Annotated in this window: 20 protein-coding genes; 15 read left to right on the top strand and 5 right to left on the bottom strand. The window is 70.5% G+C overall.

Annotated features, from left to right (window positions below; all coding sequences use genetic code 11):
* The first annotated feature begins 77 nt into the window (after positions 1–77).
* The 5 genes from ACYCO6_RS11225 (at position 78) to ACYCO6_RS11205 (ending at position 6,123) form a co-directional block, all read left to right on the top strand.
* Complete coding sequence (locus ACYCO6_RS11225; RefSeq protein ID WP_459771848.1) at positions 78–1,457, top strand: CoA transferase; 1,380 nt, start codon at positions 78–80, stop codon at positions 1,455–1,457.
* Positions 1,458–1,582: 125 nt separating this feature from the next.
* Positions 1,583–2,491, top strand: coding sequence for a transglycosylase SLT domain-containing protein (locus ACYCO6_RS11220; RefSeq protein WP_459771847.1), 909 nt, complete (start codon positions 1,583–1,585; stop codon positions 2,489–2,491).
* An 83-nt stretch (positions 2,492–2,574) separates the two neighbouring features.
* Positions 2,575–3,477, top strand: a complete 903-nt coding sequence (locus ACYCO6_RS11215) for an alpha/beta hydrolase (protein WP_459771846.1) — start codon at positions 2,575–2,577, stop codon at positions 3,475–3,477.
* A gap of 259 nt (positions 3,478–3,736) precedes the next feature.
* Positions 3,737–4,516 (top strand): FkbM family methyltransferase, encoded by a 780-nt coding sequence (locus tag ACYCO6_RS11210; protein WP_459771845.1) that lies wholly within the window; start codon positions 3,737–3,739, stop codon positions 4,514–4,516.
* Between the two features lie 281 nt (positions 4,517–4,797).
* On the top strand, positions 4,798–6,123 hold the full coding sequence (locus tag ACYCO6_RS11205; protein WP_459771844.1) for an O-antigen ligase family protein: 1,326 nt from the start codon (positions 4,798–4,800) through the stop codon (positions 6,121–6,123).
* A gap of 28 nt (positions 6,124–6,151) precedes the next feature.
* Here the strand turns inward: ACYCO6_RS11205 and ACYCO6_RS11200 are convergent, their stop codons facing one another.
* Positions 6,152–7,909: an outer membrane protein assembly factor BamB family protein gene (locus tag ACYCO6_RS11200; RefSeq protein WP_459771843.1), complete on the bottom strand. Its 1,758-nt coding sequence runs from the start codon at positions 7,907–7,909 to the stop codon at positions 6,152–6,154.
* A 78-nt stretch (positions 7,910–7,987) separates the two neighbouring features.
* Positions 7,988–8,515, bottom strand: a complete 528-nt coding sequence (locus ACYCO6_RS11195; protein WP_459771842.1) for an ankyrin repeat domain-containing protein — start codon at positions 8,513–8,515, stop codon at positions 7,988–7,990.
* A gap of 139 nt (positions 8,516–8,654) precedes the next feature.
* Here ACYCO6_RS11195 and ACYCO6_RS11190 point away from each other — a divergent pair, with 139 nt between their 5' ends.
* Entirely contained in the window at positions 8,655–8,873 is a 219-nt protein-coding gene (locus ACYCO6_RS11190; protein WP_459771841.1) for a hypothetical protein, read from the top strand.
* A gap of 25 nt (positions 8,874–8,898) precedes the next feature.
* Here the strand turns inward: ACYCO6_RS11190 and uvrB are convergent, their stop codons facing one another.
* On the bottom strand, positions 8,899–11,640 hold the full coding sequence (gene uvrB, locus ACYCO6_RS11185; protein ID WP_459771840.1) for an excinuclease ABC subunit UvrB: 2,742 nt from the start codon (positions 11,638–11,640) through the stop codon (positions 8,899–8,901).
* A gap of 302 nt (positions 11,641–11,942) precedes the next feature.
* Here uvrB and ACYCO6_RS11180 point away from each other — a divergent pair, with 302 nt between their 5' ends.
* The 8 genes from ACYCO6_RS11180 (at position 11,943) to ACYCO6_RS11145 (ending at position 20,109) form a co-directional block, all read left to right on the top strand.
* Complete coding sequence (locus ACYCO6_RS11180; RefSeq protein ID WP_459771839.1) at positions 11,943–12,560, top strand: hypothetical protein; 618 nt, start codon at positions 11,943–11,945, stop codon at positions 12,558–12,560.
* Complete coding sequence (locus ACYCO6_RS11175; protein WP_459771838.1) at positions 12,547–12,936, top strand: transcriptional regulator; 390 nt, start codon at positions 12,547–12,549, stop codon at positions 12,934–12,936. Before ACYCO6_RS11180 ends, ACYCO6_RS11175 begins: the two co-directional genes overlap by 14 nt.
* A gap of 77 nt (positions 12,937–13,013) precedes the next feature.
* Entirely contained in the window at positions 13,014–13,739 is a 726-nt protein-coding gene (locus ACYCO6_RS11170) for a di-trans,poly-cis-decaprenylcistransferase (RefSeq protein ID WP_459771837.1), read from the top strand.
* Positions 13,740–13,783: 44 nt separating this feature from the next.
* Positions 13,784–15,007, top strand: coding sequence for a bifunctional phosphopantothenoylcysteine decarboxylase/phosphopantothenate--cysteine ligase CoaBC (coaBC, locus tag ACYCO6_RS11165; RefSeq protein ID WP_459771836.1), 1,224 nt, complete (start codon positions 13,784–13,786; stop codon positions 15,005–15,007).
* A gap of 450 nt (positions 15,008–15,457) precedes the next feature.
* Positions 15,458–17,479: a methyl-accepting chemotaxis protein gene (locus ACYCO6_RS11160; protein WP_459771835.1), complete on the top strand. Its 2,022-nt coding sequence runs from the start codon at positions 15,458–15,460 to the stop codon at positions 17,477–17,479.
* Between the two features lie 188 nt (positions 17,480–17,667).
* Positions 17,668–18,084 carry an FKBP-type peptidyl-prolyl cis-trans isomerase gene (locus ACYCO6_RS11155; protein ID WP_459771834.1) on the top strand — a complete coding sequence of 139 codons (417 nt, stop codon included), beginning with the start codon at positions 17,668–17,670 and terminating at the stop codon, positions 18,082–18,084.
* A gap of 35 nt (positions 18,085–18,119) precedes the next feature.
* Positions 18,120–19,490 carry a Wadjet anti-phage system protein JetA family protein gene (locus tag ACYCO6_RS11150; RefSeq protein WP_459771833.1) on the top strand — a complete coding sequence of 457 codons (1,371 nt, stop codon included), beginning with the start codon at positions 18,120–18,122 and terminating at the stop codon, positions 19,488–19,490.
* Positions 19,483–20,109 carry a DUF4194 domain-containing protein gene (locus ACYCO6_RS11145; protein WP_459771832.1) on the top strand — a complete coding sequence of 209 codons (627 nt, stop codon included), beginning with the start codon at positions 19,483–19,485 and terminating at the stop codon, positions 20,107–20,109. The genes ACYCO6_RS11150 and ACYCO6_RS11145 overlap by 8 nt, the downstream gene beginning before the upstream one ends.
* A gap of 19 nt (positions 20,110–20,128) precedes the next feature.
* Here the strand turns inward: ACYCO6_RS11145 and ACYCO6_RS11140 are convergent, their stop codons facing one another.
* Entirely contained in the window at positions 20,129–21,793 is a 1,665-nt protein-coding gene (locus ACYCO6_RS11140) for a methyl-accepting chemotaxis protein (protein WP_459771831.1), read from the bottom strand.
* A 173-nt stretch (positions 21,794–21,966) separates the two neighbouring features.
* On the opposite strand from ACYCO6_RS11140, the gene ACYCO6_RS11135 reads away from it, so the two are divergent.
* The gene (locus ACYCO6_RS11135; RefSeq protein ID WP_459773526.1) at positions 21,967–25,404 is read left to right on the top strand and encodes an SbcC/MukB-like Walker B domain-containing protein; all 3,438 of its coding nucleotides are present in this window, start codon (positions 21,967–21,969) and stop codon (positions 25,402–25,404) included.
* A gap of 69 nt (positions 25,405–25,473) precedes the next feature.
* Here the strand turns inward: ACYCO6_RS11135 and ACYCO6_RS11130 are convergent, their stop codons facing one another.
* Positions 25,474–25,689 carry a hypothetical protein gene (locus ACYCO6_RS11130; protein WP_459771830.1) on the bottom strand — a complete coding sequence of 72 codons (216 nt, stop codon included), beginning with the start codon at positions 25,687–25,689 and terminating at the stop codon, positions 25,474–25,476.
* Between the last annotated feature and the right edge of the window lie 402 nt (positions 25,690–26,091).

The raw sequence follows: 26,091 nt of genomic DNA, 5'->3' as shown, positions 1-26,091 counted from the left end.
TCTATCCTGCGGCAACGCGGTGCCGGCCGCGGTGCGGCGCCCGGTCCCGCCTGCGCCGAAGCTCATGGGAGATCGTCATGAACACTGGGCCCGAGGGTTTCGCCGCACGGATCTGGGCGGCGCTCGACGGGCCGCCCGGTGCCCTCGACAGCCTGCGCTTCACCGGAACGGGCGCCCTGCCCTCGGCCTTCGCGGTCACCGACCTCGCGGCCGGATCGATCGCGGCGGCGGCCCTGGCCCTCGCCGGGATCGCGGGCTCGGACGGAGCGGTGACCGTGGACCGGCGGCTCGCCGCGTTCTGGTTCGCGACCTCGCTCCGGCCCGAGGGCTGGCGGGTGCCCGCGCCCTGGGACCCGGTCGCCGGCGACTACCCGGCCCGGGACGGCTGGATCCGGCTCCACACCAATGCCCCTCATCACAGAGCCGCGGCCGAGCGGGTGCTCGGCGCGCAGGCGGATCGCGGCGGCATGGCCCGTGCGGTGGCGGGCTGGGACAAGGCCGAGCTTGAGGCCGCGATCGTCGCGGCGGGCGGCTGCGCCGCCGAGATGCGCGGGCTCGACGCATGGGCGGCGCACCCGCAGGGGCGCGCGGTGGCGGAAGAGGCGCTGGTGAGCATCGGGCCGGCAGGCGGCCGGTCCGCGTCGCGCTGGGTGCCGCGGCCGGAGCGGCCGCTCGCGGGCCTGCGGGTCCTCGACCTGACGCGCGTTTTGGCTGGGCCGGTGGCGACGCGCTTCCTCGCGGGTTTCGGGGCGGACGTGCTGCGGATCGACCCGCCCGCGTGGAGCGAGGCGGCCCTTGAGCCGGAGGTCACGCTCGGCAAGACCTGCGCCCGCCTCGACCTGCGCAGGGATTCCGACCGGTCGACCTTCGAGGGGCTGCTCGCGGGGGCGGACGTGCTCGTTCACGGCTACCGGCCGGGCGCCCTGGACGGGCTCGGATACGGTGCGGACGCCCGGCGGGCGCTGGCGCCGGGTCTCGTCGAGGTCTGCCTCGACGCCTATGGCTGGACCGGCCCCTGGGCCGGACGGCGTGGATTCGACAGCTTGGTGCAGATGAGCTGCGGGATCGCGCGGGCCGGGCAGGAATGGCGGAAGGCCGACAGCCCGGTGCCGCTTCCCGTCCAGGCCCTCGACCACGCGACCGGCTACATGATGGCGGCGGCGGTCCTGCGGCTGCTGGCGCGCCGCCTCTCGGATGGGGCCGGCGGTGAGGCCCGGCTCTCGCTGGCCCGGACGGCGGCGCTGTTGACCGAGGCGGGGCCGGCCGCGCCGGAGCCGCCCTTCGCGTCCGAGACGGACGATGACCGCACAGCGGCGATCGAGGCGACATCCTGGGGACCGGCGCTGCGCCTGCGGCCACCGGCTGTCGTGCCGGGCGCCCCGATGCGCTGGGCACGGGCGGCACGCCGGCTCGGGGACGATGCCCCGGCCTGGGCGGCGGACCTCGAGCCGGCGTGACGGTGCGCGCCTGCCATCAAGCCTGGGGATGGAGCTGCTTGCGCGGCGCGGCCTAGCGTAAGGAGGCCCACGCCAAAGGGCCAGGATGGATTGATCCGCAACCGGAGGTCGCTACAAGCGCCGGTGTGGATGCTTCACGCCTGCGCCTCGGCGCGCTGCTCGCCCTCGTCGTCATCGCCATCGCGCGCCCGGCGGCGTCCGCTCCGTCGGAGGGGGCGACCGAAACCGTCGAGCAGGCGCTCTGCCGCCTCATCGACGATTCCGCCAAGGCTCGCGGCCTGCCGGTGCCGTTTCTGACGCGGCTGATCTGGCGCGAGAGCAGTTTTCGCGTCGGCGTCGTGAGCCCCGCGGGCGCGCAGGGCGTAGCGCAGTTCATGCCCGGGACGGCGCGGGAGCGAGGGCTCCTCGATCCGTTCGATCCGGAGCAGGCGATCCCGCACGCCGCCCATCTGCTGGCGGACCTCAAGACCCAGTTCGGCAATCTCGGTCTCGCCGCCGCCGCCTATAACGGCGGCGCGGCGCGCGTGAGCAAATGGCTCGCCGGGGATGGCGGCCTGCCTGCCGAGACCCGCGCCTACGTGGCCGCCATCACGGGCTTGCCGGTCGACGACTGGCGGACCGGCCCGGCCAAGGCCATCGAGTATCCCGAGGGCGGCGCGCCCCAGAAGCCGGAGAAGGAGGCGAAGCCGGAGGCGTCGCAGACCTGCCTCCAGGTCACCGCCACCCTGCGCATACCGTCCCGCGGCGACCGCTTCGCCTTCGGGCCCAACGAGGGACCGGCCGCCCCCTGGGGCATCCAGCTCGCCGGCAACTTCTCCAAGGCGCTGGCGCTCCAGAGCTTCAACCGCGCGCGGAGCACCTACGCGGGCGTGATCGGCGAGGTGCGGCCGATGATCATCGGCACGCGCCTGCGCAGTCGCGGAACCCGCGCCTTCTACCGGATCCGGATCCCGGCCCAGAGCCGGCAGGCCGCCGACGACCTGTGCGGCCGGATCCGCAAGGTCGGAGGCGCCTGCATCGTGCTGCGGACCTGATTTTTCGCGCCTCGCCGCGCGGAGGTCATCAATCCGCCCCGAGCGCAGTGCGGTATGAGAAGGTCGGGACAACCGGATGGGATATGACACGACTCCTCACCGCGCTTGCCAGCCTCCTCTGCCTCGGGCTCGCCGCGTTCGGCTTCAACGCAGCCTCGCCGCTGGCCCTGTTCGACGCGATCGGCCCGCGCGATCCGGGCGGACGCCTCGCGGCGAAGGATCAGCCGTTCGGCGAGGGTCCTCGGCGGCGTCTCGACGTCTACGTCCCCACCGCGGTCGCCGAGAACGCGCCGGTTCTGGTGTTCTTCTACGGCGGGTCCTGGCAGAGCGGCTCCAAGGACGATTATGCCTTCGTGGGGCACGCGCTGGCCGCGCAGGGTTTCGTGACGGTGCTGCCCGACTACCGGCTCTTCCCGGAGGCGCCGTTCCCGGGCTTCCTGGAGGACGGGGCCGAGGCCGTGGCCTGGGTCCGCGAGAACATCGCGACCTATGGCGGCGACCCGCGCCGCATCGTCCTCGCCGGGCACTCGGCCGGTGCCTACAACGCCGTGATGCTCGGCTTCGACCCGCGCTATCTCACCGCGGCGGGTGTCGATCCCAAGGTGATCCGCGCGGTGGCGGGTCTGTCGGGCCCCTACGATTTCCTGCCGCTCGATCAGGACACCACCATCAGGGTGTTCGGGACCGCGCCCGACAAGGCCGCCACGCAGCCGGGGACTTTCGTGGGCCCGCTCTCGCCGCCCGCCTTCCTGGCGACCGGCGACACCGACACGGTGGTGAAGCCCCGGCACACGGTCAGCCTCGCCGCCAAGCTCCGCGCCGAGCACGTGCCCGTGCAGGAGCGGGTCTATCCCGGGCTCGACCACAAGGACACGCTGCTGGCGCTGTCCGTCACCTTCCGCTCGAAGGCGCCGGAGCTCGCCGAGATGGCCGCGTTCCTGATGCGTCAGTCCGCCGGCCGCTCGCAGTACACGATGCGGCGCTGACAGACGCGGCTGGTGCGCCTGTGTCGGGCTTCGTTGCCTAAGCCAGACGTTCTGGTCTCCAGGCGTCAGGAAGGTCTTGGCGGTTCTCATCGAATCCCGAATGCAGAGATGGCCGCGCGGCCGCGCGGCCGCGGGATGCAGGGTGGGCGTCAATATGGAGGCAGAGTGCTTCAATTCCGTGGACACCGCGACATTTGAGGGGGCTGTTCCCTTTGCTGCCTTTAGAAACCGTCTTGCAGCTACTGAGTAGGGTCCGGCGATGATTGCATCGATCAAGGCGATTTTGCCGCCAGCATTGTTTCACTGGGCAAAAAATACTTACAATCGATGGCGCTATCGGATCCTGTGGCTGCGGCGGCGTACCGTATCATTCAAGCATCGGGGTGAAATAGTTAAGCTATGCATCGTCGACCCTAAGGATTATATCCAGAAAACACAGCTCGGGGGCGGGTTTTACGAGGAGACCGAGCTTCGGAATATCGAGGCTGCGTTTCCGAAGGGCGGTGTATTCCTCGATATCGGCTCGAACACCGGTCAGCACGCAGTCTTCGTTGCGAAATTCTGTGGCGCCAGCAAAGTCATCGTGGTCGAGCCCATTCCGGAGGCGACCGCGATCATCCGCGAGAACATCAAGCTCAACCATCTCCAGTCAATCGTCGACATGAGTGTGCTGGGCGTGGCGCTCGGTGAATCGGGCGGTCGGATGGGCTACAGTTCGTTTCTGGATAATCTTGGGGGCACGATCCTCAAGGAGTCGAAATCGGGGACTGTACGTGTCGAGAGCGGCGACGTGCTGCTGCGTGGGCGGAGGGTCGATTTCATCAAAATCGATACCGAGGGTTACGAGATGAAGGTCCTTGCCGGTCTCGAGGAAACGATCCTCGCCAATCGCCCCAAAATATTCATTGAGGTTGACAAGTCTAACGTTCCGTCTTTCCTCGAGATGATGGATCGGCTCGGATATGAGCCGATATTCAAGAAAGAATATCAATTCAATTGGAACTACATCATGAAGCCGCGTCTCGAGGCCTCGCTTTGAATTGATGATAGCGCGGTAGACCGACGGGTCCTTGCTCGACCTCACGATGCAGACCGGGATTGACCATCGCGCAGGACGGGCTGTTCGGCGTGGGATCGCCTCGTCGCGCCGCTTTCGGTGGTGCGAAAGGCCTCCGAGACGCATCGCGCGCAGCGTCTCGGGCGCGGCGCTAAGGTTATCATCAGATCCTCCGGTGGTGCGGTCGCTTTCCGGATCGTCTCGCGCGCTGCCGCCGCTAGAATGAAGCGGGCTGTAATGTGCGGCCTTGGTGGTGGGACGGAATGGCTTCTGCGGACGCGGTGATCGGCATCCCGGCCCACCGGGGGCAGCGCGGCGTCGCCGGCCGCGATCTGCCGGACGCGCTGCGGGTGCTCCTCAACGGCGCGGTCTTCGTCCTCCTCTGGAATCACGTGTGGTTCCAGGATCTCTCCGACCGGTCCGCGCTCGCGGCCTCCGAGGACGGCAGCCTGCTCACGCAGATTCTGTTCGGCGCCGCGGGGCTCGCGATGGCCGGGGCCATCCACCGGATCGGCTTCCGTCACCTGCGCCCGCTCGCGACGCGTCCGCTCGTGCTGTGCGGTCTCTGGCTTGGCCTCACGACTCTTCTCTCCATCGAGCCGAGCCTGTCGCTGCGGCGGCTGGCGCTGTTCGCGATTGCCGCGATGCTCTCGGCGGGCGTGCTGATCGTTGCCCGGTCGCCGCGGCAGCTGGCGCTGACCATGGCGGGATCAGCCCTGGTGATCCTCGTCTCGTCCTATCTCGCGGTGGCGTTCGTGCCGAACCTCGCGATCCATTCGGCCTTCGACGTCAATTCCGATCCGAGCCATCCGGGCCTCTGGCGCGGGATCTTCCCGCAGAAGAACGAGGCCGGCGCCGCCATGGTGATCCTGGTGATCGTCGGCCTCTATGTCGCCGCCGCGGCGAGCCGCGTCCTCGGCTGGAGCATCGCGCTGCTGGCAGCCGGATTCCTGGTGGCGAGCGGTTCCAAGACCGCGATCCTGCTGCTGCCGGTCATCCTCGCGGTCACCGGCCTCTGCCAGGTCATGACCGGCGGCGCCGCGCGGGCCCTGCTTCTGCTGGGTCCCGTCATCGGATTCTCGCTCATCTCGGTCGGCTCCGTCCTGGTGCCGGCGATTCAGGACGCGGTCGGCGCCCTGCTCACCGACGCGACCTTCACGGGGCGCAGCGAGATATGGCAATTCGCCATCGACAACATCCTGATCCGCCCGTGGCGGGGCTGGGGGATCGGGGCGTTCTGGATGACCGAGCGCACCATGTATGCCGGCTCCGAGGAGCTGACCTGGGTCAACAGCGCCAACCACTCGCACAACGCCTATCTCGATACGGCGTTGATCGGCGGTTTCCCGTTCCTCGTGCTGACCGTGCTGGCCTTCGTGCTCGCGCCGGTGCGGGACCTGCAGCGGGTCACGGGCGGCACGCGGCTCGACGCGGAGACGCTGCTGTTCCTGCGCCTGTGGTTCCTGGGCCTCGTCTCGGCCTCGTTCGAGACGGTGCTGTACAACGGCAACAACGCCACCTGCTGCATGTTCATGATGGCGGTGTTCGGCCTGCGCCTGCGCACGCGCTACGCCCTCGCGGCGAGCTGACCCGATCGGGCAGCGGTTTCGGCCGGCGTCAGTCGGGCAGCGCGAAGACCAGCAGCGCGTCGCCGGTGCCGAAGCCCGCCGCCTTGGTGTAGGACGCGCCGCCCGCCGCCACGGCGAGGTACTGCCTGCCGTCGAGGGCGTAGGTCATCGCCGGCCCGCTGATGCCGGCCCCGCACTGGAAGCGCCAGAGGATCCGGCCGTCGCGGGCATCGTGGGCATCCAGATGCCCGTCCTCCTCGCCGGAGAAGACGAGGCCGCCGGCGGTCGCCAGCGTTCCCCCCGAGAGCCGGCTCACCGACCGCACCGACCAGGCGATCTTGCCGCCGTCCGAGAGATCCACGGCGGTGAGCGTGCTGAACGCCGGCTCGCCCTTGGCCTCGCCGGTCTCCGTGTAACGGATCTCCGGCCGTCCATTCGCGGCCGGCACGGTCTTGATCGTGTAGGTCGTCGCGCCATGGCGGACCTGCACGTAGGCCAGCCGCCCGTCATAGGCCGTGGGCGGCCAGGACACTGCGCCGAGCGGCCCGGGCGCGACCACGGTGCCCTGCGGGGTGGGCGGTGCAAACAGGTTCTTCTGGTCGAGGAGCGGCGCCGACCGTTCGAGCAGCTTCCCCGTGGCGCGGTCGTGGACGTAGATCCAGCCGGTCTTGCTCGCCGAGGCCACGGCCTTGGCGCCGTTCGGGCCGTCGAGCAGGAAAGGCGGCGCGGCCACGTCGTAGCCCCACTCGTCGTGCGGTACCTGCTGGTAGTACCAGCGCAGCTTGCCCGTGTGCACGTCGAGGGCCACGAGGCACATCGTGTAGAGATTGTCCCCCGGACGCGACAGGCCGAAATTCTGCGGCGCCGGATTGCCGGTCCCGAGGAAGATCAGGCCGAGGTCGGGGTCATAGGCCGGCGTCATCCAGAGCGAGCCGCCACCCACCCGCCAGGCGTCGCGGTTGGCCGGCGCGGCCGCCTTCTCGGCGGCGATGTCGCGGTGGAGCGGCGTGCCGTCGGCGGTCTTCGCGACGAAATCGCCCTCCCAGCCCTCCGATGGGGTGACGTACCAGCGCCATCGCTCCTCGCCCGTCTTGGCATCGTAGGCCGCGAGCCAGCCGCGCCGCCCGTAGCCACCCTCGATGCCGACCACCGCGCCGCCGTCGAGGCCGCCCGCCTCGTCCTCGATGTGGAGACCGTAGCCCGCGCCAGTGACGCCGACGATCACCAGCCCGTCGGCGACCAGCGGCGGCATCTTGAAGCCGAGACGGCTCGAGCCCTGCACAGGCTTGCCGCCGAGAGTCGCCGCCAGCCCCGAGGCGGTCTCGCTCTCGCCCTCCTCCGGCCGCACCGCCTCCTTGTCCCACACCACCCGGCCGGTCTTGGCGTCCAGCGCGATCAGCCGCCCATCCATGGTCGCCTCGAAGACGAGGCCGCCCGACACGGCGAGGCCGCGATTCGACGGCGGCCCGAAGATTTTTTCCGTCCGCGGCTTGTGCGTGTAGGTCCAGAATGGCTTGCCGGTGCGCGCGTCGAGCGCCGCGACGTTGTTCTGCGTCGTGGAGACGTAGAGGGTCCCGTCCACCATCACGGGCTGGGCCTGGAAGTAGCCGGTAATACCGGTCTGGAAGATCCAGGCGGGGCGCAGCCGGCCGACGGTGTCGCGGTCGATCTGCGTGAGAGTCGAGTAGTTCCGGTTGCCGGGATCGTGGCCGAAGGCGGGCCAGGGTGTCTCGTCGGCGGATGCCGCGCTGAAGGACGCGATTTGCGCGAGGCAGGCCAGCACGGCGGTTCCGGTCGATCGCGGCAAGTCTGTGCTCCCGGGTGGGGCGCCTGTCACGCCCGTGTGTTTCGCCTCAGGGGTGCGGACGACGCCCGCAGAGATGCACTACCGCCGCGCCGCGGCGTCGAGCTGACCGGGTGTCGCCTGCGCACCCATGGCCCGCGCTATGTCGGCCGCGCTCTGGCCGGAGGCGTCCCGCCGGTCCGGATCGGCGCCGTGCTGAAGGAGCAGGTCGACCATCTCGATCCGGTCGAACATGGCCGCGGTCATCAGGGCCGTGCGGGTGCCGTCACCGATCCCGTCCACCGCGGCCCCGTGCCGGAGCAGCAGCTGCGCGATCGCGAGATCGTTCTTGAAGGCCGCGCCGGCGAGCGGCGTCTGGCCGCGGTCGTTGGCGAGTTCAGGATCGCCGCCCGCCTCCAGGATCACCCGGGTCGCGTCCGCCTGGCCGTTGTAGGCTGCGAGCATCAGCAGGCTGTCGCCCTTGTCGTTGCGCAGGTTCGCCGGGAGTCCCTGAGCGAACAGCGCGGCGAGTTCCGCCGCGTGCCCCATCCGCGCGAACTGGAAGACCCGGGCCGCGAAGGCGAGGGTCTCCTCGTCGAGGGCGGGGGGCGTGTTCGTCTCAGAAGTCATCGCGTGCTCGCCTGCGTCACGGGGCCTGATCTGGGCCGGCGCGACATCCGCGTCCAGCGGCGCCGGGAACACTTTTGCCGGGATGGTCGTTGCAGCCGCCACCCGGGCCAGAACGGCCTCGGGCTTCCGGAGCGCGACGATGCCCCGACCGTACGAGCCTTTTGCTGATGCGCTGCGCATGGCGCGCGCGATCGTCCGCGAGCGGGTTGGGGACGTCGCGGAGGCGGCGGTCAAGGCGGATTCCCAGGCCTATGAGGAGGCCTGCAACGCCCTCGTGGTCCGGATCGCGCAGGCCCTCGTCGATGAAGGCGAGGCCGCGACGGGGCGTCGCCCGCGTCGGGATAGCGAGGCGGCTTGAAGAGTGACGCCCGCGGCGGGTGCCGTCAGCCCCGCCGCCGGCCTCCGCCGCCCTTGTATTTCGGCTTCTGGCCGCCGAGGCCCTGCGTCGAGCGCGGCTTCGGCCGCTCCTGCCAGAGCGGCACGGCGCCGCCGACCGGCAATTCGCGGTCGGTACCCGGGCCCATATTGTCGAGGTCGGGCTTGGCGATGCGGCTGCCGCCTCCGCGCGGGGCTTTCCGGCCGAACTTGCCGGCCTCGCGCTCCACGTCGCTCTGCCGGGCCATCGGGTCGTCCGACACCAGCAGCTCGGTCGCTTGGAGCCGCTTGAGCTCGTCGCGCAGCCGCGCCGCCTCCTCGAAGTCGAGATCGGCGGCCGCCGCGCGCATGCGCTTCTCGAGGTCCGCCATCACGGCCTTGAGGTTGTGGCCCACCGTGATCGCGTCCTTGGCCAGGCCGGTGTCGACCTGGACGTGGTCGCGCTCGAACACGCTGCTGAGGATGTCGGCGATGCCGCGCTTCACGCTCTGCGGCGTGATCCCGTGCTCGGCATTGTAGGCGAGCTGCTTGGTGCGGCGGCGCTCGGTCTCGGCCATCGCCCGCTCCATCGAGCCGGTGATGTTGTCCGCGTACAGGATGCAGCGCGCCTCGGCGTTGCGGGCGGCGCGGCCGATGGTCTGGATCAGCGAGGTCTCCGAGCGGAGGAAGCCCTCCTTGTCGGCGTCGAGGATCGCCACCAGGGCGCATTCCGGGATGTCGAGGCCCTCGCGCAGCAGGTTGATGCCGATCAGCACGTCGAAGGCCCCGAGCCGGAGATCCCGGATGATCTCGATGCGCTCCAGCGTGTCGATGTCGGAGTGCATGTAGCGCACCCGCACGCTGTTCTCGTGCAGGTACTCGGTCAGGTCCTCGGCCATGCGCTTGGTGAGCGTGGTCACCAGCGTCCGGTAGCCGGCCTGGGCCACGGCCCGGACCTCGCCCAGCAGATCGTCCACCTGGCTGCGGGCCGGGCGCACCTCGATCACCGGGTCGACGAGGCCGGTCGGGCGGATGACCTGCTCGGCGAAGACGCCGCCGGTCTGCTCCATCTCCCACTTGCCGGGCGTCGCCGAGACGTGGACCGTCTGAGGCCTCATCGCGTCCCACTCCTCGAAGCGCAACGGGCGGTTGTCGAGGCAGGAGGGCAGCCGGAAGCCGTACTCGGCGAGCGTCGCCTTCCGGCGGAAGTCGCCCCGGTACATGCCGCCGATCTGCGGCACGGTGACGTGGCTCTCGTCGGTGAAGACCAGCGCGTTGTCGGGCAGGTACTCGAACAGGGTCGGCGGCGGCTCGCCCGGCTTCCGGCCGGTGAGATACCGCGAATAATTCTCGATGCCGTTGCAGGCGCCGGTGGCCTCGATCATCTCGATGTCGAAGGTGCAGCGCTGGTCGATGCGCTGGGCCTCGATCAAGCGGCCCATCTTCGTGAGCTCCTCGATCCGGCCCTTCAGCTCGTGCTTGATGCCCTTGATCGCCTGCTGCAGGGTCGGGCGCGGCGTCACGTAGTGGGAGTTGGCGTAGACCTTCACGAACTTCAGCTCTGAGATGGTCTTGCCGGTGAGCGGGTCGAACTCGACGATGCTCTCGACCTCGTCGCCGAACAGGCCGATGCGCCAGCCGCGGTCCTCCAAGTGGGCGGGCCACAGCTCGATGGAATCGCCCCGCACCCGGAAGGTGCCGCGGGCGAAATCCGACTGGATGCGCTTGTACTGCAGGGCCACGAGGTCGGCGATGAGCTGGCGCTGCTCGATCCGCTCGCCGAGGGACACGGTGAACGACATCGCCGTGTAGGTCTCGACCGAGCCGATACCGTAGATGCACGAGACCGAGGCGACGATGATCACGTCGTCCCGCTCGAGCAGGGCCCGGGTCGCCGCGTGGCGCATCCGGTCGATCTGCTCGTTGATCGAGGATTCCTTCTCGATGAACGTGTCGGAGCGCGGCACATAGGCTTCGGGCTGATAGTAGTCGTAGTAGGAGACGAAGTACTCGACCGCATTGTCGGGGAAGAACGCCTTGAACTCCCCGTAGAGCTGCGCGGCGAGCGTCTTGTTGGGCGCCAGGATCAAGGCCGGGCGCTGCGTCTCCTCGATGATCTTGGCCATCGTGAAGGTCTTGCCCGAGCCAGTGACACCGAGCAGCACCTGGTCGCGCTCCAGCGCCTGCACGCCGGAGACCAGTTCGGCGATGGCGGTGGGCTGGTCTCCCGCGGGCTGGAAGTCGGATTGCAGCGTGAACTTCACGCCGCCTTCGGACTTCTGCGGGCGCTCCGGTCGGTGCGGCGTCCAAGTCTTGCCGTCCTTGAACAGCGGGTTGCCCTCGGTGAGCAGGCGCTCCAGCGCCGCCACCGTGGCCGAGGCGCCACCGTCGCCGCCGGGGTCCGGCAGGTCGGCACCCTCGGGCACGGGACCATCCTCCGGCGGCGTCAGGCCGAGGGCCTGGGCAAGGCGCGGGTCGACATCCGCCGCATCGCCGAGGGCGTAGCCGGCCTGCGGCGCCTCCGCGAAGCCGTCGCGGGCGATCTCCGCCCTCCGGGTGGCGGCCTTTGCGGCGCCGGACTTGGACGCGCCGTTCTTGGTCTTGCCCGGCCGGGCGGGCTTCTCGACCGCCTCCGACACCGGCCTGTTGCGGTTCAGCGCCGGGTTCAGCAATTCGGCCAGGTAGGTGTCGAGGGGTTTCAATTCGGGCTTCGACGCCTTGGCGGACGAGACCGAGACGGAAGCGGCGCGCGGTTTCTTCGGAGCGGGCATGGGAACAATATGGGCCCGGCAAGCGCTTCGAGAAACCCTGGGCGAGGCGCGGTTTTACCGCTTTCGTGCGATCCCAGGCGCGAGCCGGCCTGGATCCGCCCCGGATCGCGCTTGCGGAGTTCCTGTGTCGAATGGGCGTCTGAATACAACCACTGGGTAGATTTCGTCCTGGTACGGGCTCGGCCGACCTAACCTATGCTGAGAAGATCCGCCTTTATGACGAGCGCGAATTGGCTTGCGATGACCCTATCGGGCCGGTACTTTGCAGTGCAAAGCATGGTGCGGCCCGGGGCTTGAGGCACATGCAGGACCTGGACAAGGCGCTCGCCGACATCGTGGCGATCCGCTCACAGATCGCGCGGGATACGGCGTTCCGCGGGTTGGGGGCGGCGACCGTTGCGGGGACCGGTGGTCTCGCTCTGGCCTGCGCGGCGGGGCAGGCCCTCTGGCTCGGGGACCCGTCCGCGCGGACGGGTCTGTTCTTCGGCCTGTGGGTGGCGGCCGCGCTGGTGGCCTTCGCGATGATCGGCATCGAGGCCGTGCGGCGGAGCCGCCGCCTGCATTCCGGCCTCGCGGACGCGATGGTGTGGAGCGCGATCGAGGTTTTCCTGCCGGCCGCGGGAGCGGGAGCCTGCCTCGCCCTGGTTATTGCCCGCTTCGCTCCGGAAGAGGTCTGGATGCTTCCGGGCCTCTGGCAGGTTCTGGTCGGACTCGGCCTGTTCGCATCGGCGCGGATCCTGCCGCGGGCCGTTCAGGGCGTCGGCGCCTGGTACCTGCTCGCCGGGCTGGCCGTGCTGGCCCTCTCGGCCGGGACGCGCGCCCTCTCCCCCTGGACGATGGGTCTTCCCTTCCTGGTCGGCCAGGCTTGGCTGGCGTGCATCATCCATCACAGCGCCCGGTCGTTCGATGACGACCGCTGATCGCACCGACGGGCGCTTTTCCTACGAGGGGCTCGACAGGATCATCCACGAGCGGGCGCGGCTCTCCGTGCTGACCTCCCTGGTCGCGCACCCGAAGGGTCTGCCGTTCCCGGATCTCAAGCGGCTGTGCGGGCTCACGGACGGCAACCTGAGCCGCCATTTGGCCGTCCTGAGCGAGGCCGATCTGGTGAGCCTCGAGAAGGGGTTCGCCCACAACCGTCCGCAGACGGTCTGCCGCCTGACGATGACGGGGCGCCAGCGCTTCATCGGCTATCTCGGCGTCCTCGAACAGGTGGTGCGCGACGCCGCGATGGCCGCCGAGCGGGGACCCGAGAGCGGCGTGCGCGGCCTCGATCCGGCCACGAAACCGGCGTGAGACCGCCGGATCCCGTCGGGATTGTTAACTCTGATCCAATAAACCTTAGCGATACGCCCATGCCGGGAGACTTTACGATGCAAAGCGAAGCGGCGCCGAGGGTCCTGCACGCCGCGATCATCATGGACGGCAACGGGCGCTGGGCGACGCAGCGCGGTCTTCCGCGCCTCGCGGGCCACCACCGCGGCGTGGAGGCGATCCGGCGCACCGCCGAGGCCTGCCCGGATCTCGGGATCGGCACGCTGACGCTCTACGCCTTCTCGGCCGACAACTGGCAGCGACCGGCCGAGGAGGTCGGCGGCCTGATGCGCCTCCTGCGCTCCTACCTGCGCAACGAGACCCAGCGGCTCGCCCGCACCGGCACGCGGCTCAGCGTCGTGGGACGGCGCGACCGGCTGCCCGACGGCATCCCCGAGGCGATCGCGGCCGCGGAGGCCGCCACCGCGGCCGGCACCCGCCTGCACCTGCGGATCTGCGTCGATTACTCGGCGCGCGACGCAATCATTGCGGCGGCCCGGCGTCTTCAGGACGGCGACGAGGTTTCGCGCGAGAGCTTCGGCGCGCTGGTGGCCGGCCCGACGCACGGGTCGCCCGTCGACGTGGATTTGCTGATCCGCACCGGTGGCGAGCAGCGGCTCTCGGACTTCATGCTGTGGGAGGCGGCCTACGCTGAGCTGCACTTCACCGAGCGGATGTGGCCCGATTTCGGCCCCGGGGATCTCGCCGAGGCGATGGCCGAGTTCGCCCGCCGCGAGCGCCGGTTCGGCGGCCTGAAGGCGCCGACCGTCCCGGCTGCGGCCTGACTTCCGCTTGACGCGCGTGCGCGGGCGCGCAGAGGGTTTCCGGCATGACCGAGACCCTCGCCCATCGCCGCGTCCTCCTCGTCATCGGCGGGGGCATCGCGGCCTATAAGGCGCTCGACTTGATCCGGCGCCTGCGCGAGCGGGGCGCCAGCGTCTGCCCGGTGCTGACCGCAGGAGCGCAGGAATTCGTCACCCCGCTCGCCGCGGCGGCGCTTGCCGGGGAGCGGGCGCATACCGACCTGTTCGACCGGGCCTCCGAGGCCGAGATCGGCCACATCAAGCTCGCCCGGCAGGCCGACGCCGTGGTGGTGGCGCCCGCCACTGCCCACCTCATGGCCCGTATGGCCGGCGGCCACGCCGCCGATCTCGCAACCACGATCCTGCTCGCCACCGCCCTGCCGATCCTGATCGCGCCGGCCATGAACGTGCAGATGTGGGCGCATCCGGCCACCCGCCGCAACCTCGCGACTTTGGAAGCCGACGGCGTGCGCGTCGTCGGCCCGAATGCCGGCCGCATGGCCGAGCCGGAAAGCGGCCCCGGTCGCATGGCCGAGCCCAACGAGATCGCCGACGCGCTGGCGTGCATGCTGGGCGTCGCGCAAACGCAGCGCCCCCTCGCCGGTCGGCGCGTGCTCGTCACCTCCGGACCCACCCACGAACCGATTGATCCGGTCCGCTACATCGCCAACCGTTCGTCGGGCCGCCAGGGCCACGCCATCGCGGCCGCCGCCGCGCAGGCCGGCGCCACGGTCACGCTGATCTCCGGGCCGGTGACGATCCCCGATCCGCCGGGCGTTGCCGTGGTCCGGGTCGAGACCGCCCGGGCGATGCTGGACGCCGTCCAGGCGGCGCTGCCGGCCGACATCGCGGTTTTCGCCGCCGCGGTGGCTGATTGGCGCCCGGAGCACGAGGCCGGCGCGAAGAAGATCAAGAAGGATGGCACCCGCCCCGCGCCGCTGCCCTTGGTCGAGAACCCGGACATCCTCGCGACCATCGCGCGGTTGCGGTCGGGACGTCCGCCCCTGGTGGTCGGCTTCGCCGCGGAGACCGATGCGGTGGTCGATCACGCCCGCGCCAAGATCGCCCGCAAGGGCTGCGACCTGATCGTGGCCAACGACGTGTCGGCCGAGGGCGGCGTCATGGGCGGCGCCGAGAACGCCGTCCACCTGATCCGCCGCGACGGCGCCGTTGAATCCTGGCCGCGCCTCGGCAAGGACGAGGTCGCCCGCCGGCTGGTGGCCCATCTGGCCGGCATGCTGGACGGCTGACGCCGGCTGGACGGCCCAGCGCCCACGATCGGTCGATTCGCCCAGGGGCTCGCCGGAGGCGCGTGGGGCTTGTGGGGTGCCCCGATCCGGAGGCCGTCCCGCCGAACCCCGTCGAATGGGCAAGCCGCGCAACGCCGTGTTCTGCTGTCGATAAGCAGGCCGTTTTCGTGCGGCGGCGCTACAAGATCAGGCTTGCCGATTTGCGTTCTGTCGAGCCGTAAGCCGCGATAAATTGCCTTATCGGCTATTTTATACATCATAATCAAAGTAAAATTCTCATCGATATTTTTAGATATATTCTGATATCGTTTCCGCTGTCGTGAGAGAATTGTCCGGATCGCGGGTCCATCTGGATGGAATGTCTTGCTATAACTGCGCGGTGTGCTCGGCGCACTGGGCGGCTGGAGGTGGGGGATGTTCCGCGCAAGGCACCCGAGGATCCGAACGACGATGTCCCTCGTGCTCCTCGTCATGGGCGCCATCATGCTCAGCTTCGCGACGAACGCCGTCCTTGAGGCGCGGCGGCAGGCCACCCAGTCGGAAGCCGTGATTGCCGTGGTTCGGGCGAGCCGCGCCCTGCTCCAGACCCTCTACATGACGCGCCTCGAGCGGGGGGCGACCCTTCAGTCCCTCGCCGCAGACGAGCCCGTCGATCCGGAAGCCCTGTCGTCGCTCTACGGCGACCGGCAGCGGGCGATCGCCGGCTTCGCGGAGGCGCGGTTTCTGCTGGATGGCTTGTCCGCGTCCGCCGTAAAGCGAACCCTCGGCCGGCTTCAGGCCGCCCGCGAGAGGATCGACCGCCTTCGGCCCCGCGTCGATGCGGCCCTGCGACTGTCCAGGAAGCAGCGCGAGGCTACCGTCACGGCCGAGGCGCAGGCCGCATTCCTCGAGATGCTGGACTCCCTCATTGCGACGAGCGACGCCGTGGATGCCACCATTCCCCTGGCCGACCCGAGCATCCGGCGTGATCTGGCTCTCAAACGTGCGGCATGGTCGGCCCGCATGGCGAACGGAGCCGTCGCCCTGCGGGTGCAGACATCCCTGGCGGCCGGCACAGCCTGGTCCCTGGCCGAGACCGTAGCCGCCGCGGAGGAGCGGGGGCGCCTCGACGCGGCCTGGAAGGCGGCCGCGGAGGCGGCGGCCGATGTCTCCGAGACGGTGCGGGCGGCCTTCCAAAGAGCCTCTGCCAACAACTTCGAGGGCGCGCCCCTGGCCCGGCGGCTGGCCGTGGCGAATGCGCTCAGCCGCGGCGAGCCGCCGGGCCTGACGCTCCAGCAGGCGCGGAAACTCGATACGCCCGAGCAGTTCACCCTCGTGGAGCTCGCCTTCGTCTGCCTCGACGAAATGGTCGCGCGTGCGGAGACCCTGCACGCCGATGCCCGTGGTGCCCTGGCGCGAGCCGCCGCCGCCCTGCTCGCGACCCTGCTGCTGGTCGCCATCGGCCTGGCTGTCCTGTTCCGTGGGGTGCTGCGGCCGATCGGGCTGATGACCGCGACGATGCAGAGGCTGGCCGCGGGAGACACATATCTGGAGGTGCCGGCCCGGGACCGGGACGACGAGGTCGGCGCGATGGCGCGGGCCGTCGACGTGTTCAAGGACAACCTGATCCGCACCCGGCAGCTGGAGGCCGAGGCGGAGGCGGCGCGGCAGACCGCTGAGGCGCAGCGCCGGGCCGGCATGCACGAGCTGGCCGGGCGCTTCGAGGCCGCGGTCGGCGGCCTCGTCGAGCAGGTTTCGGCTTCGGCCACCGACCTGCAGGCCAGTGCCCAGACCATGAGCACCACCGCCGCAGAGACGGTCAGCCAGTCCACCGCCGTGGCGGCGGCGGCTGAGGAACTGGGCTCCTCCGTGCAGGAGATCGGCCGGCAGGTCGACGGCTCGGCCGAACTCGCCAGGGTCGCCGCCGGCGAGGCGGATCAGGCGGCTGCGCTGGTGCACGAGCTGAGCACGACGGTCGCCCGTATCGGCGACGTCGCCGGGCTGATCGCCTCGATCGCGAGCCAGACCAATCTGCTGGCGCTCAACGCCACTATCGAGGCCGCCCGGGCCGGGGAGGCTGGCCGCGGCTTCGCGGTGGTGGCCTCCGAGGTGAAGGCGCTCGCCGAGCAGACAGCCCGGGCCACCGACGAGATCTCAGGCCAGATCGCGCGGGTTCAGGCCTCGACGGGCCAAGCCGTGTCGGCGATCGGCGCGATGACCGCCCGGATTCGGGAGATCGACGGCGTCGCGATCTCGATCGCGGCAGCGGTGGAGCAGCAGGGGGCGGCGACCCAGGAGATCGTGCGCAACGTCGCCGAGGCCGCGCAGGGCACCGGCGCCGTGACCAGCAACATCGCCAGGGCCGCCGAGACTTCGCAGGCGACCGGGGTGGCGGCGAGCCAAGTCCTGAACGCCACCCTCGAGCTGTCGCGCCAGTCCGAGCATCTCGCCGCCGAGGTCTGCTGCTTCCTCGACCGTGTGCGGGCCGCCTGAACGACCGACGCCGGACAGGTCACCGCATCGGCCTGCACCTTCCATCGCGTGCAAGGGACGCCCTCGGCGCGATCAACGGTCCGGTCGGGAACGCGGATCGGCCGCGCGCCTCCCTGGCTTCGACTGCTTCAAGTCGGTAGAAGGCCCACGACGGCCGGCGCGTACGGCGCCGGTTTCAGGGAGAAACCATGCCTCGCCTGTCCCTCATCGCCGGAGCCGCGTTGATCGCCATGAGCACTGCCGCCAATGCCGAGACCGTCACCCTGCCCTCCGGCCTGAAGTACCAGGACGAGGTCGTCGGGACCGGACCTGAGCCGAAGGCCGGCCAGCAGGTCACCGTCCAGTACACTGGCTGGCTCGACGAGGGCGGGAAGAAGGGCAAGAAGTTCGACTCCTCGCGCGATCGCAACCAGCCCTTCACCTTCCCGCTCGGTGCCGGTCAGGTCATCAAGGGTTGGGACGAGGGCGTCGCCACCATGAAGACCGGCGGCAAGCGCACCTTGATCATCCCGCCGCAGCTCGGCTACGGCGCCCGCGGCGCCGGCGGCGTGATCCCGCCGAACGCCACCCTTATCTTCGACGTCGAGCTCCTCGGCGCGAAGTAAGACCCGGCTGCGCGGCGGCGAGATTCCCAGGACCCATGCTGTTCGCGCAGCTGCCCGACGAGCTGTTCAAGCCGCTGGCTTCGCCCAGCCGCGGCTTCAACGCGGCCCTGCTCCTGCACCTGCACCGGCGCGTCCTCGGGGCCGAGCCGGTGCGCAAGGCCGAGCTGCTGGCCGAGATCGGCGATTTCGCCGCCGGCTGGAGCGACCCGGAGGTCAGCGGCGATGAGCCGATCTCCGCCGATCCGGCCGAGCGCCGCGCGGCGCTCTACCGGCGCCTCCTCGAGACCGGCTGGCTGATCGAGCGCCGCGAGCGCTACGTGCCGGTGGTGGAGTTCGACCCCGAGGCGCGTCTCCTCCTGGAGGAGCTGTCGCGCCTCGAACGGGGCGAGACCCGCTCCTATGGTGGCGCTGTGCTGGAGGTTCTGGGCGGGCTGGAGAGCGCCCTGTCGGATCCGGCGAACCGCTCGGAGGCCCTGTCCAACGCCGCCCGGGCCGCCGCCGCCTTCCTGTCGCACGTGCGCGGGCTCGCCGCCGGCATGCGCAAGGTCGAGGAGCGGATCCTGCGCGAGCCCGACCGCGCCCAGACCTTCCGGCTGTTCTTCGAGGATTTCGTCGAGCGCCACCTGATCAGCGACTACCGGACGCTGCACACGCGCTTCAACCCGTTCCGCTTCCGCGCCAGCGTGGTGCGCGAGGCCGGCCGGGCCCTGCGGGACGCGCTCACCGTGCGGGCGCTGGCCGAGGGCCTGATCCGCGAGGGGCGCAGCGCCGATCTCGACACCGCCCAGCGGGCGGTCCGGGCGGATCTCGCCCAGATTCTGTCGGTCTTCGAAGGGCTCGACAATCACCTCGACGCCGTCGACGCCGTGGTGGCGCGCCTGGAGCGCCGGATCAGCGCGGCCTTGCACGTCATGGACCGCCCGGATCCGAGCGGGGTCGAGCGCGCCGCCGCGATGTTGCGCGCCATCGGCACGGCCGAGGTGGCGCCCGAGGTGCCCCCCGACGTCTCCCTGCTCCGGCCGCCCATCGGACACGCCCATCTCCAGACACCGCGGGCGCGCAAAGCGCCCATCGACATGGAGCCCCTGCCCGACGTGGATTACGATCCCGTGGTGGACGCCTTCGCGGCCGCCAAGGCGGAGTTCCGCCGGCGCACCACCGTGACGCCCGAGAGCATGACGACCTTCGTGGAGGCGCGGCTCGGCAAGAGGCGCTTCCTGCGCGGCTCGCAGATCACGATCACGGGGGTCGACGACTTCGTGGTGTTTCAGCGCTTGCGCGAGATCGACGTACTGTTCGAGGCGCAGCTCGGCAGCCGCTACGCCCTGACGCGGCTGCCCGAGCGCCTGGCCAATGGCTGGCTGGACTGCCCGGATTTCGTTCTGGAGCGGTGCCCCGGTGCTTGAGGGATTTCGCGCGATCATCGACGGCGACGAGCCGCCGCCCCCCGGCACGCGCGCGCCGGACGCCGAGGAGCTCTGCCGCGCCCTGCAGGTGATGCTGAAGGGCCAAGTGATCTATGCCGACACTCCGGGCATCGGCCGCTCGTACGAACTCGCCCGGCACTACGCGCCGTTCTTCACCGACTACTTCGCCTGCCTGGGCTACACCCTCACGGTCTCGCATCGTGACCAGATGGTCTCGCTGAGCCCGGCCGCGGACGCGCCACGTCACGACATCGCCTCGGAGCGCCTGCGCAAGGACGAGACACTGGTGCTGCTGGCGCTCCGGCTCCTCTATGAGGAAGGGCTGCGTGACCATCGCGTCGGCACGGACGGGATCGTCGAGTGCACCACCGACGAGATCGTCGAGAAGATCCGGACGGTGGCCCGCAACGAACCTCCCGAGGAGGGGCGGCTCGCAGACATCCTGCGGCTCTACGCGCGACGCGGTGGCGTGCGACTCGGCGAGCGCGACCGGATCGAGCGGGTGACCCCCCTCTCGCTTCTGCCGGGACTGGCGGTGCTGGCATCCGATGCCTGGCTCGAGCGTCTGCGCGTTTGGACCGAGGCCGCGGAGGGCTGATGGGTCGGCGGGGATCCGGTCAGGCCGCCCGGACTGTCGTGAGGAAGCGCTCCACCTCGGTCCCGAGATCGGCTGCGTGGCGCGCCATCTCCGATGCCGAAGCGAGTACCTGCCGGGCCGCCGCTCCGGTCTCCTCGGCCGCGCCGGCGACGTCCGCGATGTTGAAGGTTACGGCTCCGGTCCCATCTGCCGCCTGGGCGACGTTGCGGACAATCTCCTGTGTGGCCGCCCGCTGCTGCTCCACCGCCGTCGCGATGGAGGCCACCCTGCCGTCGATCTCCCGGATCCGCGCGGCGATGCCGTCAATCGCCCGAATGCTGGTTCCGGTCGAGCCCTGGATCTGTGCGATCTGAGCTGCGATGTCCGCGGTCGCTCGGGCGGTCTGCTCGGCCAGCGCCTTCACCTCGGCGGCGACGACCGCGAAGCCGCGGCCAGCCGCCCCAGCCCGGGCCGCCTCGATCGTGGCGTTGAGCGCCAGAAGGTTGGTCTGGCTGGCGATGGCGGAGATCACGGCCACGACATCCCCGATCCGCCGCGCCCCGGCGCTCAGCTCCTGCACCAGATCCGCGGTCACACCGGCTTCGCGGACGGCGACTTGGGCGAGATCCGCCGCCGAGACCACCTGACGGCCGATCTCGCCGACCGAGGATCCGAGTTCCTCGGCCGCGATCGCCACCGTGTTCACGTTCATCGAGGCTTCCTCGGCCGCTGTGGTCGCGCCGTCGGAGCGGTCGGCGGTCCGGGTCGCCGTCGCGGTCAGGGCCTGTGCCGTGGTCTGCAACTGCGTCGCCGCGGCCGTGACCGATCCGACGATGCCGCCGATGGTGCTCTCGAATCGCTCTGCGAGTTCGTCGGTCGTGCGCCGCCGCTGCAGCTCGGCCCCGGCTCGGGCGCGGGCCGTCTCGGCTTCCAGGGTGCGGGCGTGCAGCAGGTTCTGCCTGAAGATCTGCACGGCCGCCGACATAGCGCCGATCTCGTCCTGCCGCTCCCCGTAGGGCACGTCTGCCTCCGCATCGCCTCCGGCGAGCCGGCGCATGGCGTCGGCCATGACGGTGATCGGCCGCGACACTCCGAGCAGCGCGTAGAGCGTGGCGCCGAGCGCGACGGCGAGGATGGCCACGGTCCAGGAAACGGCGCTTGCCCGGCTATCCTGGGCGGACCGACCGGCGGCTTCCACGGCCCTGACATGCAGGTCGACGAGAGCCCGGGCAGCTTCGGAGGCCTCCCGATAATGGCCGCTCATGGCGCCGCGATAGTAGGACATCGCCATCTCGCGTTGACTGAGCCCCAGGCCGCTCAGCCGCTCCCAATCGTAGTGCTGGACCTTGAGCTTGGCGTCCAGGGTCTCGAAGAGCGCCTGCTCGTCCGGTGAAGCGATCCGGGCGCGGTAGGCCTCGACCTTCGCGTCGCGATCCCTGAGCAGCGCATTCACCTCCTTCCAGCTCTGGTCGCGTTCGGAATCGGTGTCCGCCGTGGCAAAGCGCACCTGGAGAATCCGCGCCTTGACGAGCAGAGCGTCGATCGCTTGTGCCGCGTTCAAGGATGGAACGGCTCGATCGAGCAGTTCTGTCAGATTGTTGTCGACAAATATCATTCGACTGATGGTCGTCGCGCCCTGGATGATGGCGACAACAAACATAAACATGAAAACTGTACTTAGTTTAATCTTGAGACTGGCACGCATCGATTCGTTATATCTCGCAATCCTAGCCAGGATGCATGTGGTCGCGCCATTGACAAGCTGTAGGTGTCAGAGGGACCGATCCGCCGCGGGTTCCGGCGCTGGCTTGCATGTGCGGCCGAGTCCGGCCAACTGGGCCGGACATTCCCTTGCCAACGGTCCGGCGCCTCGATCTCGTGTACGTCCTCACCGACATCGCCATCTCGAACTGGTATCTGATCCGGCGCGAGCAGATCCGGCTGCGGGGCGCGGCCGCCCTGGTCGGGCCGACCGGGGCCGGCAAGTCCACGATCTTCGACGCGGTCGGGACGGTGCTGGCCGGCAACAACGCCAGCCGCCTCGCGCTCAACGCCTCGGCTTCCGGGCGCAGCGCCCGAACCGTGCGCGACTACTGCCTGGGCTGGATCAGCGACCCCGCAGAGGGCGGACGGCCGACGCGGGAATCCTGCGAGACCGTGCTGGCCCTCGTCTTCGAGAACCCCGACTCGGGGCGCGTGGTCACGGTTGGGCTGGCGCTGGCGGCGCGTGCCGTGGAGCCGAAGGAGACGGTGCTATCGCGCTTCATCGCGGTCGGCCACCGGTTCGAGATCGCCGACTACGCCCGCACCGCCCCGGGGGGCAGCTTCACGGCCCCGTGGAGCGAGATCGCGGCGGATCTGCGCAGCCGGGCGTCGAGCTTCACCGAGTACCGGACCTCCGGCGAGCGGTTCACGGCGGACGTTCTGGCCACCCTGCGCGAGGGTGCGCCCGCGCCGGAGCCGCGGCACTTCCTGCGCAGCTTCGCCAACGCGGTGGCATTCAAGCCGATCTTCGACACCAGCGCCTTCGTGCGCGCCTTCGTACTCGATCCCGAGCCCCTGGATGTCGAGCGGGTGCGCCACTCCATCGCCAACTGGCGCCGCCTCTTGGACACCATCGCCGAGCTGGAGAGCCGCCTCGGACGGCTCCGGCGCCTGCGCGACCGTTACGACGCCTGGAGCGAGGCGGTCCGCGACTCCGCGAACCACGAATTGCGCGCGGCCTCAGCGGAGCTGCGCCGCCGCAGCCTCGACCTCATCGCCGTCCGCACGCGCCTGCGCGAGGGAGCCGATACGCTGCGCATCGCCCGCGAGCGCGTCGCCGCGAGTCGCGGCTACGTGCGGGAGATCGATGGCGAGATCGCCGAGAAGAAGGCGCTCGCCGCGGCGAGTGCGGCGGAAGGGCGGCTCGCCGCCTCGACGCTCGGCCTCTCCATGCTGGAGCGGGACCGCAAGGAGCTTGCGGGTCGGATTGCCGACCTCGTCGGCGTCGTCGCGCAGATGGGCAAGCTCCAGCCGGTCGCCCCGATCCTGCGCCAGACCTGCCCGCAAGCCGCGCGCCTCGCCGAAGCTTGCGCCCGGGCCGGCCTGCGCCGGGAATCCTCGCCCGAGGAGATCCTGCGCCCTGACGGTCCGCTGGCCGAGCTGGTCGACGGGCTGGCGCGGCTGCCCGACTTCGACGAGGCTCTGGAGCGGGCCGCCGAGGACGCGGCGCTCAAGGCCCGTGCCCAGGAGAGCGAGGCCGAGCGCACCGCCCCGCGCACCGGCACCGGCCCGGCGGCGCGCCTCTCCTCCGACACGGTGGCGTTCCGGGGTGAGCTGGAGCGCCGCGGCATCACGGCCGTGCCGATCTGCGAGCTGGCCGAGATCGTGGATCCGACCTGGGGCCCGGCGCTCGAAGGCCTGCTCGGGCGCGCCCGCGAGGCCCTGGTGGTGGCGCCGGACCGGCTGAACGAGGCGCTCGGCGTTCTCCAATCCGGCCGCGACCGGTTCCACCGCTGCATCCTGGTCAAGACCACCGACACCGCCAAGCAGCGGGCGCGCCGCTACGACGACGGGCCGCTCACGGTGATCGAGACCAGCGATCCGCACGCGGAGGCGTTCCTCGGCGTGCGACTCGGCGGCTACGACCTCGCCCGGGACGATGCAGAGCTCGCCCGCCTCGCCCGCGCGGTGGCGCCGAGCGGGCGGACCACCGCCGGCATGGCCTATTCGGTGACCCGCAGCGTCGACCTGCTGATGACCCGCGGCCATCGCGGTCCCACCGCCGACAGCCGCCGTGCCCACGAGGCCGCGGTGGCGGAGGCGCGCCGCTTGCGCGGTGAAGCTGCGGTGCTGCGCGAGGCTGCCCGCACCGCTGCCGCGATCCGCGCCCGCATCGCCCGCGGCCTCGACGACGTGGATGCGCTGCGGGCCGAGCTGGACGGCCTGGACGGGCGGCGGCGGACCCTCCAGACCGAGCGCGAGGGCATCGAGAAGCGCGACTCCGCCGGGCTGACCGCCGAGATCGCCGCGCTGACGACGGAGCGCGCCGGCTATCTGCGCGAGTTGTCGGAGGAGCTGGAGCCGAAGCTCGATCGCCTCCTCGCCGACGAGGCGGCATTGCGCGCCCGGCTCGGCCCGGTGCGCGAGGCCGCCCGCGCGGCCCTGGCGGCGCGGCGCGCGGCCCTCCGGCAGCTGACCGGCGGCGACGCCGCCCGGGTGCGGCTCGCCCTCTCCGAGCCGTTCGATCTCGGGGCGGTCGCCGAGGCGCGGCGCGCGCTCGCGGGCCTGGATGCCAAGGCCGCCGGCTCGCGGGTGACCGCCGAGCGCAGCCTCGCCCGGGAGGCCGCCGAGGCGGCCCGCTCGCACGGGCGGATCGCCGAGCGGGAACTGGCGGAGGCCTGTGCCGCCTGGCGGGTCGAGAATCCGCTCAATTCCGGGGATGCCCCCGCGATCGACGGGTTCGCCTGGGTCCGGCGGGAATACGAGGCCGTGGAGGGCCACGAGCTGCGGCGCTACCGCGCCCAGGCCGAGCGGGCCGAGACCGAGATGCGCCGCCTCATGACCGAGGACCTGCTGACCCGCCTCGCCGACCGGTTCGAGCGGGTCCATGCCCGGCTCGAGGCCCTCAACGAGCGGCTCTCGGCGCGCAGCTTCACGGGACAGACCTACGCGTTCGAGGCGGCGGTGGACCGACGCTACGCCGCGGTCCATGCGCTGGCCACCGAGACCGCCCGCTCGCCGGAGGCCGCGCAGGCGCTGCTCGCGGGCGAGGCCGAGGGGCCGATGGCGGCGGCTCTGGCGGAGATCACCGCCCTGATCGCCGGCGAGGACGACGCCGCGCGGCTCGCCGATTACCGCAACTACTTCGTGTACGAGATCGGCATGCGGGACCGGGCGGGCAACCGCACGACCATGTCGGCCCGGGCGCTCCGCGGCTCGGGCGGCGAGGCGCAGGCGCCGTTCTACGTGGCCATCGCGGCCTCGCTCGCGAGCGCGTATTATCCTGGCGACCGGCCGGGGGATGAGAATCCGGGCTTGGGCCTGTGTCTCCTCGACGAGGCGTTCTCGAAGCTCGACGTGCGCAACAGCCAGGCGTTGGTCGATCTCTACCGGGCCTGGGGGCTGCAGCTGCTGATCGCGGCGCCCGAGGACAAGCGCACGACGCTGACCGAGGTGATGGACACCATCGTCACGGTCTACAAGAGTCCGGATCTCACCGCGGTCCGGATCGAGGCCGAGCATCCGCTGGAGGCGGCCCGGCGGGCGCTCCACGCGATCAATCCCGATCAGGTTGGGATCGAGGGGTTCCGCCAATCGGACGCAGCGGAGTGAGCCCGCGGGGCCCGGGGTGGGGCTTTCGCCGCCATCCCCGATATCCCCGCTCTTCGGTTCAGGGCGTCGTCAGTTCAGGTAGGTGCGGATCCAGTTCGGCGAGAGGATCTCGCCCTCTTCGGTGATGATCCAGGGCTGCTTGGCCGGGTCGGCCAGGGCGCCGGCGGCGGCCGCGATCGCCTCGCGCAGGGTCTGAAAGCGCTCGGGCTGCGCGAGCGGGGTGCTCGCCGGGGCCGTGCGCCAGATCGTCAGATCCGCGGGCCGTTCCAGAGCTTCGGTTTCCATGGGTACTCGTCCTTCCGAACCGTTTTGGACCGTTCAGATCGCCGCCGGCGGGCTGAGCCGAGGTGCGGCGGGGATCGATGGTCTGAGCGTCAAAGCAAGCATCTCTGCGGCAGTTTTGCGATCAATTCGGGCGGTTTTCGAAACCAGCATCCCGTGCCGAGGCACGAGAAGATGCAGGCTCCGGTCTTCCATGTCCGTATTGAGCGCGCCTGATCCGCCGTAGACTTGCGAGAATTGTGGCTCTCGAATGATGACCATCCCGTTAGCCAGTCTGTGCCGTTCGCGGGCGTGCGCCAGAACACGTCTGGCGCACGCCCGCGTCGGCGCTTCTTCGTGTTGACGCCCCGATCCTGAACGCGCACTTAAGACCCGCGCCCGCCAAGCGCCTTCTATCGGAGACAC

The organism is Methylobacterium sp. CM6257 (assembly GCF_054611515.1).
Note: the sequence above shows the minus strand (reverse complement) of the source record. Positions and strands in the feature narration are given on the sequence as shown.

Excerpts from the sequence above, each read along its gene's own strand:
- ACYCO6_RS11175 (WP_459771838.1), top strand. The coding sequence starts at position 12,547 with ATGACGACCGCTGATCGCACCGACGGGCGCTTTTCCTACGAGGGGCTC.
- ACYCO6_RS11205 (WP_459771844.1), top strand. The coding sequence starts at position 4,798 with ATGGCTTCTGCGGACGCGGTGATCGGCATCCCGGCCCACCGGGGGCAG.
- coaBC (WP_459771836.1), top strand. The coding sequence starts at position 13,784 with ATGACCGAGACCCTCGCCCATCGCCGCGTCCTCCTCGTCATCGGCGGG.
- uvrB (WP_459771840.1), bottom strand. The coding sequence starts at position 11,640 with ATGCCCGCTCCGAAGAAACCGCGCGCCGCTTCCGTCTCGGTCTCGTCC.
- ACYCO6_RS11215 (WP_459771846.1), top strand. The coding sequence starts at position 2,575 with ATGACACGACTCCTCACCGCGCTTGCCAGCCTCCTCTGCCTCGGGCTC.
- ACYCO6_RS11150 (WP_459771833.1), top strand. The coding sequence starts at position 18,120 with ATGCTGTTCGCGCAGCTGCCCGACGAGCTGTTCAAGCCGCTGGCTTCG.
- ACYCO6_RS11140 (WP_459771831.1), bottom strand. The coding sequence starts at position 21,793 with ATGCGTGCCAGTCTCAAGATTAAACTAAGTACAGTTTTCATGTTTATG.
- ACYCO6_RS11155 (WP_459771834.1), top strand. The coding sequence starts at position 17,668 with ATGCCTCGCCTGTCCCTCATCGCCGGAGCCGCGTTGATCGCCATGAGC.
- ACYCO6_RS11210 (WP_459771845.1), top strand. The coding sequence starts at position 3,737 with ATGATTGCATCGATCAAGGCGATTTTGCCGCCAGCATTGTTTCACTGG.
- ACYCO6_RS11190 (WP_459771841.1), top strand. The coding sequence starts at position 8,655 with ATGCCCCGACCGTACGAGCCTTTTGCTGATGCGCTGCGCATGGCGCGC.
- ACYCO6_RS11130 (WP_459771830.1), bottom strand. The coding sequence starts at position 25,689 with ATGGAAACCGAAGCTCTGGAACGGCCCGCGGATCTGACGATCTGGCGC.
- ACYCO6_RS11180 (WP_459771839.1), top strand. The coding sequence starts at position 11,943 with ATGCAGGACCTGGACAAGGCGCTCGCCGACATCGTGGCGATCCGCTCA.
- ACYCO6_RS11170 (WP_459771837.1), top strand. The coding sequence starts at position 13,014 with ATGCAAAGCGAAGCGGCGCCGAGGGTCCTGCACGCCGCGATCATCATG.
- ACYCO6_RS11195 (WP_459771842.1), bottom strand. The coding sequence starts at position 8,515 with ATGACTTCTGAGACGAACACGCCCCCCGCCCTCGACGAGGAGACCCTC.
- ACYCO6_RS11160 (WP_459771835.1), top strand. The coding sequence starts at position 15,458 with ATGTCCCTCGTGCTCCTCGTCATGGGCGCCATCATGCTCAGCTTCGCG.
- ACYCO6_RS11225 (WP_459771848.1), top strand. The coding sequence starts at position 78 with ATGAACACTGGGCCCGAGGGTTTCGCCGCACGGATCTGGGCGGCGCTC.